The sequence below is a fragment of the Parablautia sp. Marseille-Q6255 genome (assembly GCF_951230155.1).
GTDB lineage: Bacteria > Bacillota > Clostridia > Lachnospirales > Lachnospiraceae > Choladousia.
On the sequence record NZ_CATNVD010000011.1, the window covers coordinates 39654 to 56183 of the forward strand.

A 16530-nucleotide genomic window follows, 5' to 3' on the forward strand; every position below is an offset into this window, starting at 1 on the left:
AGGAGAAGAAAAATGGCAGAGAAATTTAAAGAGCAGGCAGTGATCCTCTCGCAGGAGGAGCTTGCTGCCGGAATATTCAGCATGTGGCTTCAGACAGAGCAGATCGCCGGGGCAGCAGTGCCGGGACAGTTTATTTCTGTGTACAGCCGTGACTCCGGGAGACTCCTCCCGCGTCCGATCAGTATCTGTGAGATCGACAGGGAAAGAGGAGCTGTGAGGATCGTATACCGCGTGGCAGGTAAGGGGACAGACGAGTTTTGCAGATACCACGCAGGCGTGAGGCTGGATATACTGGGACCGCTTGGAAACGGCTTCCCGATGGAACGCTGCCCGAAGGGCAAAAAGGCGTTCCTGATCGGAGGCGGGATTGGCATTCCTCCGATGGTACAGCTTGCAAAGGAGCTGGAGGGTGAGGCAGAGATCGTTGCAGGGTATCGTGATTCCCAGCTTTTCCTCTCAAAAGAGCTTCAGACATACGGTACGTTTTATGCAGCCACAGAGGACGGAAGCGTGGGGACAAAGGGCAATGTCCTGGATTGCATCCGGGAAAATGGCCTGAGTGCAGATGTGATCTATGCATGCGGTCCGACGCCGATGCTGCGTGCGCTGAAAGCGTATGCGCAGGAGCAGGGGATTGAGTGCTGGATCTCTATGGAGGAGAAGATGGCGTGCGGGATCGGCGCCTGTCTTGCATGTGTGTGCAAGTCTAAGGAGACGGACGAGCATTCAAAGGTACATAACAAGCGCGTCTGCAAAGAAGGTCCGGTATTTCTGGCAGACGATGTTGAATTATAGAGCAGGAGAGAGCTTATGTGTAATATGAAAGTAAGTATTGCCGGAACAGAGTTTAAAAATCCGGTCATGACAGCTTCGGGTACGTTTGGTTCCGGGATAGAGTACAGTGATTTTGTCGATCTTTCGAGACTTGGAGCAGTTGTCACGAAGGGCGTAGCCAATGTCCCGTGGCCGGGGAATCCGACGCCGCGCATCGCAGAGATCCGGGGCGGCATGATGAATGCGATCGGTCTGCAGAATCCCGGGGCAGATACCTTTTGTGAGAGGGATCTGCCATTTCTGGAGCAGTACGATACAAAGGTGATCGTCAATGTGTGCGGCAGGACGACGGAGGACTACTGCGAAGTCGTTGAACGGCTTGCAGAAGAAGCGCGGGTAGATATGCTGGAGATCAATATTTCCTGTCCGAATGTAAAGCATGGCGGAATTGCTTTCGGACAGAGCCCCAGGGCGGTCGAGGAGATCACGCGCGAGGTGAAGCGTCATGCAAAACAGCCGGTGATCATGAAATTAAGCCCGAATGTGACAGATATCACGGAGATGGCGCGCGCCGCTCAGGAAGGCGGAGCAGACGCTCTTTCGATGATCAATACACTGACTGGAATGAAGATTGATGTGGAACGCGCGACCTTTGCCATTGCCAATAAGACTGGCGGCGTGTCCGGTCCGGCGGTGCATCCGATCGCGGTACGCATGGTCTATGAGACGGCGCAGGCAGTATCCATACCGATCATCGGGATGGGCGGTATTGCCTCTGCGGAGGATGCTCTGGAGTTTATCCTTGCGGGTGCGACGGCCGTAGCAGTCGGCACAGCGAATTTCCGCAATCCGCTGACAACGATAGAGGTCATTGACGGGATAGAAGACTATATGAAACGGCATCATGTGGAAAACCTGACAGAGCTGATAGGAGCAGTACACTGATCCTGCACAATAGCCGGATCCTGTGGCAGGGTATAACATATGTCAGGATCTGATTTTAGAAATATGCGGCAGAAAGATACAGGAGCTGCCGCCGGGGAACGGGAGGAAGGGCCATGCTGGCAAATCTCAATGATGTGCTGCAGCCGGCGAGAAAAAACCGGTATGCAGTCGGGCTTTTTAATACGTGCAGTCTGGAACTGGCAAGAGGTGTGATCGCGGCAGCGCAGGAGTGCAACACCCCGGTCGTGATCGGTACGGCAGAGGTGTTGCTGTCTGTGGCGTCTCTGGAGGAAATGGCGGATATGCTGATCCCGATGGCAAAGCGTGCTGCGGTTCCCGTAGTCGTGCATCTGGATCACGGTCTGAAGGAAGAAACCTGCAAAAAGGCGCTGGAGCTCGGGTTCTCTTCTGTCATGTATGACTGCTCTACAGATCCGTATGAGGAAAACGTGCGCAAGGTAGCGCAAATGGCGTCTCTGGCACACTCCTATGGAGCGACGATCGAGGCAGAGCTTGGGCATGTGGGCGATAATCCGTCTGAAGGGATGCAGGCAGATCCGTCTGCCTTCTACACAGAGCCGGATCAGGCGTTTGACTTTGTGACAAGGACCGGTGTAGATGCGCTGGCGATCGCCGTGGGAACGGCACACGGAGCGTACAAGATGGCCCCGAAGCTTGATTTTGAGCGCATCCGCAGGATCGCGGGGCTGCTGGACTGCGGACTTGTGCTGCACGGAGGCTCAGGACTTACCGATCAGGATTTTCGCATGGCGATTGATGCGGGGATCAGCAAGATCAACATCTTTACAGATATCAATATGGCAGCCGCAAAAGCAGCTCACGACGGGTATGCAGGCGGAGAGCTTCTTCTGACCGGGCTTCAGCCAAGGATGGAAGAGGCGGTGAAGCAGGCCACAATAAAAAAGATGACAGTGTTTCAGAACACAGAAACAATATCACTTGGAAACAGGTAAAGGGGAAACATCATGGAAAACAAGTATTTGATCGATACAAAAGAAAACAGAGCGTTTTTAAAAGAAATAAGTGATGCATTGCTGCAGTTCGGGCACCAGTTCCCGTCACCGGGCGGAAGCTCCTATTATCTCGGTGATGATGGGACACCGTGGAAGGAGCGCAGCCGCGAGACCTGGGTGACAAGCCGCATGGCACACGTATACAGTCTCGGCGTTTTCCTGGGACATGAAGGCAGCGAGGAGCTGGTAGATGCAGCGCTGAAGGGACTGCGCGGTGAATTGAGCGACAGAGAAAACGGGGGCTGGTATGCGGGACTTACCCAGGACGGACAGATCCTTCCGACAAAGCAGTGCTATGCGCACGCATTTGTGATCCTCGCAGCCACATCTGCTCTTCTTGCAGGGAGAGAGGGTGCGCAGGAACTGCTGGATGATGCGCTTGCATTATACGATCTGCGTTTCTGGAATGAAGAAGAAGGACTTTCCTGCGATACATGGAATACAGAGTTTACAGTGCTGGACGATTACCGTGGACTGAACGCAAACATGCACACTGTAGAGGCTTTTCTGGCAGCGGCGGATGTTGCTGGAAAGGAGAAGTACCGGGTGCGGGCAGGCCGCATTATCGATCACGTGCTTGGCTGGGCAAAGGCGAACAGCTGGAGGATCCCGGAGCATTTCACAAAGGACTGGGTCGCTGACCTTGAATGCAATAAAAATAAGCCGGATGATCCGTTTAAGCCGTACGGAGCGACTCCGGGGCATGGCATTGAGTGGTCCAGACTGATCACGCAGTGGGCTCTTTCTACGTATAAAGAGGACAGAGAAGGCGCGGCGCCGTATCTTGAGGCGGCAGAGAATCTCTACAACCGCGCGGTCGCAGACGCATGGAATGCAGACGGGGCGCCGGGCATCGTCTATACGACTGACTGGGAAGGAAAGCCGGTCGTGCATGACCGCATGCACTGGACGCTTGCAGAGGCGATCAATACCTCAGCCGTTTTGTTCCACGTTACAGGCAGGGAGAAATATGCGCAGGATTACGCGCAGTTTATGCAGTACCTGGATGAGAAGGTACTTGACCATGTAAATGGCTCCTGGTTCCATCAGCTTGACCGCGAGAATCATGTGATCGGTACTGTATGGCCGGGAAAATCAGATATTTATCACGCACTTCAGGCAACCCTGATCCCATATTATGCGGCAGACGTATCCATTGCACTGGCAGTGAAGAATCAGATGGCTGTCTAAGGGATATTCAGGAACTTTTTGAGTCTTCAGGCGGCAAAAGAGCATACGCCTGATACAGAAACGGGGTGAGGGACATGGCAGGCATAGCGATAGCCGGGACACTGGCGGCGGATGTGATCAAGATGATCAGTGATTACCCGAAAAAGGGGATGCTGGCCGATATATACGAAGTTTCGTACGGAGTCGGGGGATGTGCGGCAAACACAGCCGCAGGCGTAAAGCGGCTCGATCCGTCCATACCGGTAAAGAGCATCGGGCTGACCGGGGACGATGAGATGGGTCGCTTCTTAAAGGCGAAGCTGGAGGAATTTGGCATTGACACATCTATGATCCGGCAGACGCAGCAGGAGGTCACATCGTTTTCAGATGTGATGACGGTAAGAGGCAGCGGAGAACGCACCTTTTTCCACAACAGAGGAGCGTGCCGTCTGTTTGGAGCAGAGCATCTGGAGGCAGACAGGCTTGATGCCAAGCTTGTGCTGATCGGCTATGGAGGAATGCTGGATGCACTGAATCTTCCTGATGAAAAGTATCAGACCGTGCTGGCGCGGGTGTGTCATGACCTGAAAGAAAAAGGGATTCAGACAGCAATGGATGTAGCGAGCCTGAGTGACGCGCAGGAGATGCGGCGGCTCGTGCTTCCGGCATTGCCGTACCTGGATTATCTGATCATCAATGAGATGGAAGGCGCAATGCTCACAGATATGGAAGTACGGGACGCGAAAGGACAGCTGATTCCCGGCGCGATGGAAGCTATCAGCCGGAGGCTGATGGAGCTTGGCGTGCAGGAGTGCTGTGTACTCCATGCTCCTGAGATGGGCTGCGCAGTGGACAAGGATGGTATATACTGTGAGGAACCGTCTCTGGATCTGCCGCAGGGATACATCGTCGGAGCAGTGGGAGCCGGAGATGCGTTTTGTGCGGGGATCTTATACAGCGTGTACCGCGGCCTGCCGATGGATGAGGCTTTGCGGATCGCGGCAGCCTCGGCAGCAGCGAATCTCTCCGCAGGCGATTCTGTGAGCGGTCTGCGAAGCGCGCAGGAGGTAAGGGCGCTGTACGAAGCATACAGGGTATGTAAAAAATAAAGGCTTAACAGTCTGCCATTATGGAGGTTGAAAGGATATGGAAAGTTATAAACAGGAATTTATCGAGTTTATGGTGGAGAGTGACGTACTGAAATTCGGAGAGTTTACGCTGAAGAGCGGAAGAAAATCCCCGTTTTTTATGAACGCAGGCGCTTATGTGACAGGATCACAGCTCAGGCGGCTGGGGGAATATTATGCGAAAGCGATCCATGATACGTATGGAGACGATTTTGATGTGCTGTTTGGACCGGCATACAAGGGGATCCCGCTTGCCGTTGTGACGGCGATCGCATACAGCGAGCTCTACGGAAAAGAGGTCCGCTACTGCTCCGACCGCAAGGAGGAGAAGGATCATGGCGCAGACAAGGGCAGCTTTCTTGGCAGCAGCTTAAAGGATGGCGACCGTGTTGTGATGATCGAGGATGTGACGACCTCCGGAAAATCCATGGAAGAGACTGTGCCCAAGGTAAAGGGAGCAGCAGACGTGACGATCGTCGGCCTGATGGTGTCACTAAACCGTATGGAAGTCGGAAAGGGCGGCGAAAAGTGCGCGCTTGACGAAGTAAAGGATCTGTACGGGTTTGAGACGAATGCGATCGTGACGATGAAAGAGGTAGTGGAGTATCTGTACAACCGTCCGTGTCAGGGCAGAGTCGTGATCGATGATGCCATGAAGGCTGCTATTGATGCATATTACGAACAGTACGGTGCATAATTTTACCTGGAGGGATCTTATGAACGAAAAAATATTTAAAACTATTTCCGGCGCAGGCGCATTGAATCTCGTACTCGGGATCGTTGCGATCGTGACCGGAGTCGCTGCGGGTGTGCTTTTGCTGGTCAGCGGAGCGAAGCTTCTCAAAAGCAAGACGGATCTGATGATCTGATGGCAGTTGTGCGTAAAGGAATAAAAATATCAGGGGCATGCCTGTTTCTGATCTATATGGTATGCCTCATTTACTTTCTGTTTTTTGCAGAGGAGTATGGACGCGGAGCAGGTGTGGCTTACGCGTATAATCTCGAACCATTCCGGGAGATCAGAAGGTTTTTGAATTATTGGGAGATTCTGGGCGCCCGCGCAGTATTTCTCAATCTGGCGGGCAATGTGATCGGGTTTATGCCGTTTGGCGCACTTTTGCCGATCCTGGCAAGAGGTGCGAGAAAGACATGGAAGATCACGCTGCTCAGTTTTGAGGTAAGCGCTCTGGTCGAGGTTTCACAGCTCATATTCCGCGTGGGCTGTTTTGATGTAGATGACATGATCCTCAACACGCTGGGCGGTATGCTGGGCTATCTCGTATTTTGGATCGTGAGCAGATGTTACCTGAAGATAGAGGCACGGTAGTGCAGACAGAAGGAGGAAGCGATGGCGAAGCGTCAGGCATATTCATTTGTGGAGAAAAAATATTCGTCGAACAGTGTCGTATCGGCAGTGCTTAGCACAGGATCTGTTCTGGTACTGCTGATTCTCCTTTTTGTTTCCTTTCTGATGAAGGGAAGCGTGGGCGCCTGGATCGGCGCACTGGGATTTACGGGTATTGTGATGGCGTTTGCGGGACTGAGGTATGGATTCCTTGGATTTAAGGATGAATGCAAATCGTATTTTTGCAGCAAGCTTGGAACGATACTGGGAACGGTAGCGATTGCAGGCTGGTTTTTCATTGTCTGTATCGGGCTCGTAAATATGTGATGGGAGGAAGACCATGGAACAGAAAAATGAAAAGGAAGTGTATGTAAAGGAGCGGTACGTTCTCGCAATGGAGCGGGTCCACAGGATCTGCGAAGAAGAGACGGTCCCCGCGCCTTTTTGTATTTTTTTCAGAAAAACAGCACAGTTTCTTGTGCAGATGGAGGATCTGAAGCGACGTATTGATTCCGGGGAGACAGCCGCATATACGCTGGAGCAGTGGGAGGAGCTGAATGAAGCGCTTTACCATGACATCCTTCCGGCTCAGTACGGGGAGAGCTTTGGCAATCCGGCGTACGCAGTGGCGCAGCTTGGAGAGGTACATGGACGTATCCTGAGCTTTCTGTATACGGAGCTTCGGGGGATGATCGTTTACTGCTTTGAGAAGCGGCTCGAGGAGATAACCGTTTTGCTGGAGCTGTTTATTGAGATTTACAATTGCTTTGAGCAGGAAGAGCTTCCGGAGTACAAGCAGATCCAGCAGATCGTATACTGGTTTGTCAGCGACTACAGTGACCTCTTTGTCACGTACCATACACGGGAGGTGGCAGATCCGTCTCTTGATTTTGCGACAAGGATCATCATGGAGTCCGATCTGACTGATCTCAGATATCTGTATCAGTACGGAGAATACGTCTCAGAAAATGAAAAGAAGATGGCAGCATTTTTGAACACGCTCCCGGAGGAGGAGATCGCTGCGATGGCGGATACTTATACAGAAGGATATCGCATCGGCTTTGTGGTCGGAGGAAAGGATCTTTCTATTAAAAAGACGGTCAATATCCGGTATCGCTTAGGCTTTGAGCGGATGATCCGCCAGGCGATCCGAAATTTTGAGAAGATGGGACTGAGGCCGGTCATTTACAGAGCGGCGGTCAGCACCGTAAACAAGCATCATCATATGAGGATCGGCTATACCGGGGCAGTGCCGAACAAGCAGTTTGATTATGACCACAGGGCGGATGAGGCGATCTATCTGGACCGGAAGTTTATCGAGCGCAAGCTTGGCGTGATGCGCACTGCATGTGAGAAATACCGTGAGCTTGGAAAGGTGCATGGAGGACCGGCTGTAGTCGAGGTCTTTGGCGAAAAACCGTTTGTGCCGCAGTCGAAGCCGGAAGCGTATCATCTTTCTGAAAAGCAGCAGAAGCTTTCTGTTGCGGCAGCAAATGAATCTGTGCAGATCTCGAATCAATATATAATAGGAAAAGAGAGAAGCTTTACGATCATTGCTTTTCCGGTGCCGGAGATCGGGGCGCAGTTTGAAGATATTTTCCGCGAAACGGTAAAGATCAATACGCTGGATTATGAGCAGTACCGCAGGCTGCAGCAGGTGATGATCGATGTGCTTGATCAGGCGGTGTCTGTACATATCAGAGGAAAAGACGGGAACCAGACGGAGCTTGACGTATCGCTGCGGGCGCTTGCTGATCCGAAGAGGGAGACGCTGTTTGAAAACTGTGTGGCAGATGTCAATATTCCGGTCGGAGAGGTATTCACCTCGCCGCGGCTTGCAGGCACGACAGGCAGACTGCATGTCAAACAGGTCTATCTGGGAGAACTGAGCTACGAAAATCTGACGATTGATTTTGAAGACGGTATGATCCGGGATTATATGTGCAGCAATTTTGATACGCCGCAGGAAAACCGGGCATATATTGCAGAAAATGTGCTGTTTCATCATGAGAGCCTTCCGCTTGGCGAGTTTGCGATCGGAACCAATACGACCGCTTACCGGATGGCAAAAACGTATCAGGTGGCGGACAAGCTTCCGATCCTGATCGCAGAAAAGATGGGGCCGCATTTTGCAGTCGGAGATACGTGCTACAGCTGGCAGGAGGATACACCGGTCTACAATCCGGACGGAAAGGAGATCATTGCCCGTGATAATGAGGTGTCGCTTCTGCGAAAAGAGGATCCGGCAAAGGCGTACTTCGGGTGCCATACCGATATTACGATCCCGTATGATGAGCTGGGGCAGATCGAGGCAGTGCATGCAGACGGAAGCCGTACCACGATCATCGAAAACGGCAGATTTGTACTTCCGGGGACGGAAGTGCTCAATGTGCCTCTGGATGAGGAATAAAAGCCGCGGATTTTCATACTTTCAAAAAAAAGCTCGGCTCCCATTGACAAGGCAGAGATTAGTGGGTAGAATTTAAAAGCAGCATTTTTAACCTATATACGATAGAAGAAAAGGAGAAAATACTATGGCAAAAGTAGGGATTGTTATGGGCAGCGATTCAGATATGCCTGTAATGAGCAAGGCAGCGGATATGTTGGAAAAGTTCGGCATTGATTATGAGATGACCATCATCTCTGCACACAGAGAGCCGGATGTATTTTTTGAATATGCAAAGACTGCAGAGGAAAGAGGCCTGCAGGTGATCATTGCCGGAGCCGGAATGGCAGCTCATCTGCCGGGCATGTGCGCGGCAATCTTCCCGATGCCGGTCATCGGCATTCCGATGCACACGACTTCTCTGGGCGGAAGAGATTCTCTGTATTCGATCGTCCAGATGCCGTCCGGTATCCCGGTAGCTACAGTAGCGATAAACGGCGGTGCGAATGCAGGTATCCTCGCAGCGAAGATTCTTGCCACATCAGATCCGGAGCTTTTACAGAAGGTAAAGGATTATGCGGCAGAGCTGAAAGAGCAGGTAGTGGCAAAGGACGCGAAGCTTCAGGAAGTCGGATATAAAAATTACACGAAATAACAATCATGTCGCACATTACGGAGGAGAACGATGGATTACAAGAAGGCTGGAGTAGATATCGAAGCAGGCTACAGATCAGTGGAGCTGATGAAGGAGCACGTAAAGAAAACAATGCGTGAGGAAGTGCTTGGAGGACTCGGTGGTTTTTCGGGCGCATTTTCTCTGGCAAAGATCAAGGAGATGGAAGAGCCGGTGCTGCTGTCCGGTACGGACGGCTGCGGGACAAAGGTCAAGCTGGCAATGATCATGGATAAGCATGATACGATCGGTATCGACGCAGTGGCAATGTGTGTCAATGACATTGCGTGCGCAGGCGGAGAACCGCTGTTTTTCCTGGATTATATCGCATGTGGCAAAAACTATCCGGAAAAGATCGCTTCTATCGTAAGCGGAGTCGCAGAAGGCTGTCTGCAGTCGGAGGCGGCGCTGATCGGCGGCGAGACGGCGGAGCATCCGGGACTGATGCCGGAGGAGGATTATGACCTGGCCGGTTTCGCGGTAGGTGTGTGCGACAAAAAGGACATGATCACAGGCGAGAGCTTAAAAGAAGGCGATGTGCTGATCGGTATGGCTTCTACAGGCGTACACAGCAATGGATTTTCACTTGTCAGAAAGGTATTTGATATGACAAGAGAGTCTCTGGATACGTATTATGAGGAGCTGGGAACGACTCTGGGCGAGGCGCTGCTCGCGCCGACCAGGATCTACGTGAAGGCGCTCAAAAATATCAGGAATGCAGGCGTTACTGTGAAGGCGTGCAGCCATATCACAGGCGGCGGCTTCTATGAGAATGTACCGCGGATGTTAAAGGACGGCGTGCATGCAGTGATCCGTAAGGACAGCTATCCGGTACCTCCGATCTTTACCCTTCTGGCAAAAAAAGGCGATGTAGAGGAAAAGATGATGTATAACACCTACAATATGGGAATCGGTATGATCGTGGCAGTCGATCCGGCGGATGCAGATAAAGCAATGGAAGCGATAAAGGCGGCAGGCGATACCCCGTATGTGATCGGTGAGATCAAAGCAGGAGAAAAGGGAGTGACCTTATGCTGAAACTTGCCGTGATGGTGTCCGGCGGGGGCACGAATCTTCAGGCGATCCTCGATGCGATCGACAGTGGAAGCATTAGAAATGCCCGGGTCGTAAAGGTGATCAGCAACAGCCGCACCGCTTATGCGCTGGAGCGCGCGAAAAAGGCAGGGATCTGTACACAGTGCATTACAAGAAAGGATTATCCGCAGGCGCAGCAGTTCGATGAGGCGCTGTTGTCGGCGCTGCAGGAATGTGAGGCAGATCTTGTCGTGCTGGCAGGATGCCTTGTCGTTATCCCGCAGATCGTGGTGGATGCCTTTGAAAACCGCATTATCAATATCCATCCGGCGCTGATCCCGGCATTTTGCGGGACGGGCTATTATGGGCTGGGCGTACATGAGGCGGCTCTGGCGCGCGGAGTCAGGGTGACAGGCGCGACGGTGCATTTTGTGGACGGCGGTACGGATACGGGACCGATCATTTTACAAAAGGCAGTGGAGGTGCTGGAGGGCGATACGCCGGAGGTACTCCAAAGACGTGTCATGGAGCAGGCGGAATGGGTGATCCTGCCGCGGGCGATCGACCTGATCGCAAATGGACGCGTCACAGTTTCACAGGGAAAAGTACATATTCAGGCAGAGAGCACAGCATCACAGAAAAGCATGGACGGCTGTGAGAAGCGGACGGAGGAAGAAAAATGAAAGTATTGATTGTCGGAAGCGGCGGAAGAGAGCATGCGATCGCATGGAAGGTGGCGCAGAGCCCGAAGGTAGAGGAGATCTACTGCGCACCGGGAAATGCCGGTATTGCGGAGTATGCGCAGTGTGTGCCGATCGGTGCGATGGAATTTGACGCGCTTGCTGCTTTTGCAAAGGAGCATGAGATCGGGCTTACGATAGTAGGAATGGATGATCCGCTTGTCGGAGGCATTGTGGATGTGTTCGAGGCAGAGGGACTGCGTGTGTTCGGACCGAGAAAAAACGCAGCGATTCTCGAAGGTTCCAAGGCATTTTCCAAGGATCTGATGAAGAAATACCATATTCCTACGGCAGCATATGAGAATTTTACAGATGCCGGCGCAGCGCTTGCGTATCTGAAAACAGCCAGATACCCGATCGTATTAAAGGCAGACGGACTGGCGCTTGGAAAGGGCGTCCTGATCTGCAATACATACGAGGAGGCGCAGGAGGGCGTCCGTGAGATCATGACAGACCGGAAATTCGGCGCTGCGGGGAACTGCATGGTCATCGAGGAGTTTATGACAGGCCGCGAGGTATCTGTACTGTCCTTCGTGGATGGAAAGACGATCCAGACCATGACATCGGCGCAGGATCACAAGCGTGCAGGCGATGGTGACACCGGGTTAAATACAGGCGGTATGGGAACCTTCTCCCCGAGTCCGTTTTATACAGATGAGGTAGATGCGTTCTGCCGCAAGTATATTTATCAGCCGACGGTAGACGCGATGGCAGCCGAGGGCAGACCGTTTCAGGGGATCATCTTTTTCGGTCTGATGCTCACACCGGAGGGTCCGAAGGTGCTGGAATACAATGCGCGGTTTGGAGATCCGGAGGCGCAGGTAGTGCTTCCGCGTATGAAAAATGATATCATAGAAGTGATAGAGGCCTGCATTGACGGCACACTGGATCAGATCGATCTGGAGTTTGAGGATAATGCGGCTGTCTGCGTGGTGCTGGCGTCAGACGGTTATCCGGTCAGCTATGAAAAGGGGTATCCGATCAGAGGACTGGATGCGTTTAAGGACAGAGACGGCTACTACGTCTTTCATGCAGGGACAGCAAAGCGCGGAGAGGACATCGTGACCAATGGCGGACGTGTGCTCGGAGTGACGGCGACCGGAAAGGATTTAAAGGACGCCCGCAGGAATGCGTACGAAGCAGTGCAGTGGGTAGAATTCGAAAATAAATATTACAGAAATGATATCGGCAAGGCAATCGATGAAGCAAAATGATCGGCTGCCGCAGCAAAAGGAGAAAAGAATGAGCAGTAAGAGATACAGTTGGAGCGCAGCTTTGCTGCTGGTAATGATGTTGGTATGGGGATTTTGTACCGGTGTATCGGCGGAGGATCTTTCAAATGATAACTCTCTGGCATCCCTCGGAATCCTGACAGAAGGCGCGCAGGTGTCTCCGGAGTTTTCTTATGGTACGACAGAATATGACGTGACGGTGCCGGCAGGGACAACGACATTAGAGCTTGATCCGGTCCCCTCCCATGAAAATGCATGGATCGTGGATATCACAGGGACGGAGCTGACGGACGGACAGGCGACGGTGGAGATCATCGTCTCCGCAGAGAGCGGAGAGCAGTTCCCGTACTATCTGCATGTCACAGAGGAGGCCACAGCGGCAGGCGCAGCCGAAACACAGCCGCAGGAACAGACGGAGGCGCAGACTGAGCCGCAGACGGAGACAGAGCCGCAGACCGAGGATCCACGCTATGTGAAGGTGGACAGAAACTCTCTTCAGGAGGCAGAAAACACGATCTCGGCACTTAAATCTGAGACAAGCAGCTACCGTGACCGCGTAGGGATCCTGATGAAGATCCTGTATGGGCTGATCGCTTTTTGTGTTGTTCTGCTCTTTATCGTGATCAATCTCGTGCTGAAGAAAAAGGATCTGAAAGCGGAGCTGGAGGATTACCGCAGTCTTGGATATCCGGCGCAGAGCGCTGCGGATTATTCCAATGGGCAGGATTATCATGGACAGGCGTATGCCGATGACCAGAGCTATGACAGCCGGCAGGAGAGCGCCTGCGATGTACAGCAGGATAGTATGCAGTATGAAGCTTTGCAGTATGAAGCGCCGCAGTATGAGGCGCCGCAGGATGCGGCCCAGGCGGATGATCCGACTACTGTACCAAAGCCGTCAAAGGCGAAAAAGCAGAAAAAGAAAATGCCGGAATATCAGGAACCGCAGCAGCCCGAATATACGTATCAGCAGCCGGAGCGGAAAGAGGGCGGCAAGGATAAAAATGTCGAGGTCACAATGATCGACCTGTAAAAACAAAACAGAAAAACAGACAGCAAAGGGACTGCCCGGGCATCGGATAAAAGGAATGACAAGGATTCCAGGATCTGTATGCTCCGGGCAGTCTGATATTTAGGACCGCACGGCGGCAGGCGAAAACACGGGATCTGCATGTGCGCTTGACAGTCTCAGAGTGCTGTTATATGATAGGTGTCACAAAGGAGGGAACAGGCATGGTGATTGAGATAGATTTTCAAAGTGATGAGGCGATCTACATGCAGCTTAGAAACCAGATCATTATCGGGATCGCAGCCTCAGTGATCCATGAGGGAGATCCACTTCCCTCTGTACGGCAGCTTGCCGGAGATATCGGCATCAATATGCATACCGTAAATAAGGCGTACTCTGTGCTGCGCCAGGAGGGCTTTGTGACGATCGACCGGAGGAAGGGCGCAGTGATCGCTCTGGACGCGAACAAGCTCCAGGCGGTCAATGAGATACGGCAGAATATGCGGGTGGTCCTCGCAAAGGGGATCTGCAAAAATATTTCACGGGCAGAAATACATGAACTGGTAGACGAGACCTACGACGAATACGGACAAGTGGAGGAAATTTAATGCAGGAAAATTATACGCAAAGCGCGCTCGCAGCCATACGGCTGGCAAAGCGCGCAGCCAAAAGCTGCGGGCACGGATATGTCGGGTCAGAGCATCTTCTGATCGGGCTTATCAGGGAAGAGCAGGGGACAGCAGGGGCTCTTTTGCGGGAGCATCAGGTAGAAGAGGAGAAGATCAGAGAGCTGATCGACCGTCTCGTGGCGCTGGATACGGATACCGCGTCTGTATCCAGAGAGGGGTGGACGCCCCGCGCGGCAGCGCTTCTGAGAGACAGCGCATTTCTGACAGAGCTTCTTGCGGATACGCAGACCGGGACGGAACATATTCTTCTTGCGATCCTGAGAGATGTGGACTGTGTGGCAGTGCGGCTCCTTCACACGCTTGGAGTCAGTCTGCAGAAGCTGTATGCGGAGCTGACCACAGTGATGGGGATTCCGGAGGACAAAAGCAGAGAGCTTGTAAAGCGTCCGCAGGCGGATGCCGGGGCGTCGAAGACGCCCGTACTCGATCAGTACAGCTGCGATCTGACGGCTCTTGCAGAAAATCATAAGCTGGATGTGACTGTGGGCAGGGAGCAGGAGACGGAGCGCATTATCCAGATCCTGAGCAGGCGCACAAAAAATAACCCCTGCCTGATCGGAGAGCCGGGTGTCGGAAAGACAGCGATCGTAGAGGGACTGGCCCAGCGTGTGATAAATGGCAGTGTGCCGGAGCCGATGCAGGGAAAACGGGTGGTGACACTGGATATGGCCGGCATGGTTGCAGGATCGAAATACAGAGGAGAATTCGAAGAGCGGATCAAAAAAATCCTGAATGAAGTGACAGCAAGCGCGGACGTGCTGCTCTTTGTAGATGAGCTGCATACGATCATCGGAGCGGGAGGAGCAGAGGGGGCGATCGACGCTTCCAATATCCTCAAGCCTGCGCTTGCACGCGGAGAGATCCAGATGATCGGGGCGACAACGCTGGAGGAATACCGCAAATATATCGAAAAGGATCCTGCGCTCGCACGCAGGTTCCAGCCGGTGCATGTGGAAGAGCCGACGACGCAGGAGACACTGGAGATCCTGCGAGGTCTGCGTCCTCTGTATGAGCGGCATCACGGTGTGCAGATCACAGACGAGGCGCTGGAGGAAGCAGTAAGGCTCTCTGTGCGCTATATCAATGACCGTTTTCTGCCGGATAAGGCGATCGATCTGATCGATGAGGCAGCCTCCCGCAGACAGCTGGGATACTACCAGATGCCGGAGACACTCCGTACGGTGCAGGAGCAGTATGATGAGGCGGCACAGAAGCGGGAGACGGCGTTAAAGGAAGGAGACATAGACCAGGCAAGGCAGTACAGCCATCTCAGGGAGGAGCTGGGAGCAAAGCTGGAGCGTCAGAAAAAACGTCTGCATACAAGACAGGAAGGGCAGGCTGCTGCGGTGACGCCGGAGGATGTGGCCCAGATCGTCTCTGTGTGGACGAAGATCCCGGTACAGAAGCTGGCAGCGCAGGAGGGCAGAAAGCTTTTGCGGCTGGATACTCTGCTGCATGAGCGGGTGATCGGGCAGGAGGAAGCGGTGCAGGCAGTCGCAAAGGCGATCCGCAGAAGCCGCTGCGGTCTGAAAAATCCGAACCGGCCGATCGGTTCCTTTTTGTTTCTCGGTCCGACAGGCGTAGGAAAGACGGAGCTGTCAAAGGCGCTTGCAGATATCGTATTTAGCAGCGAGCAGTCTATGATCCGTGTGGATATGTCAGAATATATGGAAAAGCACAGTGTCGCAAGGCTGGTCGGCTCTCCGCCCGGATATGTGGGGTACGATGAGGGCGGACAGCTCAGTGAGAAGGTACGCCGCAACCCGTATGCGGTCGTGCTGTTTGACGAGGTGGAAAAAGCGCATCCAGATGTGTTTAACATCCTGCTCCAGGTACTGGATGAGGGGCATATCACAGATGGACAGGGGCGCAGGATCGATTTTCGCAATACGATCCTGATCCTGACCTCAAATGCAGGCGCACAGTCGATCGTTGAGCCGAAACACCTGGGCTTCGGAGCCGGGAGCGATGAAAAGAAGAATCATGAGACAATGAAGGCGGGTGTGATGGAGGAAGTAAAGCGCATCTTTAAACCGGAGTTTTTAAACCGTATTGATGAGACGATCGTCTTCCATGCTCTGAACGAGGAACATATCCGCAGGATCGCAGGACTCCTTCTGGAGGAGCTGCAGAAGAGATGCAGGACTCAGCTTGATCTCACGCTGAAGATCAGCCCGGCTGTGCGGGCGCACATCGCAAAGACCGGATTTGATCCGAAATACGGTGCAAGACCGCTGCGCCGCGCAGTCCAGAACCAGGTGGAGGATAAGCTTGCGCAGGAGCTGCTGTCCGGGGCTGTGCAGGCGGGAGACACGGTCATGGTGGGATGCCGCAGGGATCAGATCATTGTCACAAAAGAGTGATATGGCAC

17 protein-coding genes are annotated in these 16530 nt (G+C 53.0%); all 17 read left to right on the forward strand.

The window, feature by feature from the left end; all coding sequences use genetic code 11:
* Positions 1-12: 12 nt before the first annotated feature.
* The 17 genes from QOX44_RS09645 (at position 13) to QOX44_RS09725 (ending at position 16522) form a co-directional block, all read left to right on the forward strand.
* Complete coding sequence (locus QOX44_RS09645) at positions 13-795, forward strand: dihydroorotate dehydrogenase electron transfer subunit (RefSeq protein WP_283682904.1); 783 nt, start codon at positions 13-15, stop codon at positions 793-795.
* A 15-nt stretch (positions 796-810) separates the two neighbouring features.
* Complete coding sequence (locus QOX44_RS09650) at positions 811-1719, forward strand: dihydroorotate dehydrogenase (RefSeq protein WP_283682905.1); 909 nt, start codon at positions 811-813, stop codon at positions 1717-1719.
* Positions 1720-1832: 113 nt separating this feature from the next.
* A complete protein-coding gene (locus tag QOX44_RS09655) occupies positions 1833-2693 on the forward strand; it encodes a class II fructose-bisphosphate aldolase (protein WP_283682906.1) in 861 nt (286 codons plus the stop codon).
* A 12-nt stretch (positions 2694-2705) separates the two neighbouring features.
* Complete coding sequence (locus QOX44_RS09660) at positions 2706-3944, forward strand: AGE family epimerase/isomerase (protein WP_283682907.1); 1239 nt, start codon at positions 2706-2708, stop codon at positions 3942-3944.
* 74 nt (positions 3945-4018) lie between these two features.
* Positions 4019-5032 carry a carbohydrate kinase family protein gene (locus tag QOX44_RS09665; protein ID WP_283682908.1) on the forward strand — a complete coding sequence of 338 codons (1014 nt, stop codon included), beginning with the start codon at positions 4019-4021 and terminating at the stop codon, positions 5030-5032.
* 37 nt (positions 5033-5069) lie between these two features.
* On the forward strand, positions 5070-5747 hold the full coding sequence (gene pyrE, locus QOX44_RS09670; protein WP_283682910.1) for an orotate phosphoribosyltransferase: 678 nt from the start codon (positions 5070-5072) through the stop codon (positions 5745-5747).
* Between the two features lie 19 nt (positions 5748-5766).
* On the forward strand, positions 5767-5919 hold the full coding sequence (locus tag QOX44_RS09675) for a hypothetical protein (protein ID WP_283682911.1): 153 nt from the start codon (positions 5767-5769) through the stop codon (positions 5917-5919).
* Positions 5919-6377, forward strand: a complete 459-nt coding sequence (locus QOX44_RS09680; protein ID WP_283682912.1) for a VanZ family protein — start codon at positions 5919-5921, stop codon at positions 6375-6377. The genes QOX44_RS09675 and QOX44_RS09680 overlap by 1 nt, the downstream gene beginning before the upstream one ends.
* Positions 6378-6398: 21 nt before the next feature.
* Complete coding sequence (locus tag QOX44_RS09685) at positions 6399-6722, forward strand: DUF6142 family protein (RefSeq protein WP_283682913.1); 324 nt, start codon at positions 6399-6401, stop codon at positions 6720-6722.
* 13 nt (positions 6723-6735) lie between these two features.
* The gene (locus QOX44_RS09690; RefSeq protein ID WP_283682914.1) at positions 6736-8805 is read left to right on the forward strand and encodes an aminopeptidase; all 2070 of its coding nucleotides are present in this window, start codon (positions 6736-6738) and stop codon (positions 8803-8805) included.
* 124 nt (positions 8806-8929) lie between these two features.
* On the forward strand, positions 8930-9436 hold the full coding sequence (gene purE / locus QOX44_RS09695; protein ID WP_283682915.1) for a 5-(carboxyamino)imidazole ribonucleotide mutase: 507 nt from the start codon (positions 8930-8932) through the stop codon (positions 9434-9436).
* Between the two features lie 30 nt (positions 9437-9466).
* On the forward strand, positions 9467-10492 hold the full coding sequence (purM, locus tag QOX44_RS09700; protein ID WP_283682916.1) for a phosphoribosylformylglycinamidine cyclo-ligase: 1026 nt from the start codon (positions 9467-9469) through the stop codon (positions 10490-10492).
* On the forward strand, positions 10486-11172 hold the full coding sequence (purN, locus tag QOX44_RS09705) for a phosphoribosylglycinamide formyltransferase (protein ID WP_283682917.1): 687 nt from the start codon (positions 10486-10488) through the stop codon (positions 11170-11172). Before purM ends, purN begins: the two co-directional genes overlap by 7 nt.
* Entirely contained in the window at positions 11169-12443 is a 1275-nt protein-coding gene (gene purD, locus QOX44_RS09710) for a phosphoribosylamine--glycine ligase (RefSeq protein ID WP_283682918.1), read from the forward strand. The genes purN and purD overlap by 4 nt, the downstream gene beginning before the upstream one ends.
* Positions 12444-12471: 28 nt before the next feature.
* Complete coding sequence (locus tag QOX44_RS09715; protein ID WP_283682920.1) at positions 12472-13494, forward strand: cadherin-like beta sandwich domain-containing protein; 1023 nt, start codon at positions 12472-12474, stop codon at positions 13492-13494.
* A 200-nt stretch (positions 13495-13694) separates the two neighbouring features.
* Positions 13695-14078, forward strand: a complete 384-nt coding sequence (locus QOX44_RS09720; RefSeq protein ID WP_283682921.1) for a GntR family transcriptional regulator — start codon at positions 13695-13697, stop codon at positions 14076-14078.
* A complete protein-coding gene (locus tag QOX44_RS09725) occupies positions 14078-16522 on the forward strand; it encodes an ATP-dependent Clp protease ATP-binding subunit (protein WP_283682922.1) in 2445 nt (814 codons plus the stop codon). Before QOX44_RS09720 ends, QOX44_RS09725 begins: the two co-directional genes overlap by 1 nt.
* Positions 16523-16530 lie beyond the last annotated feature (8 nt).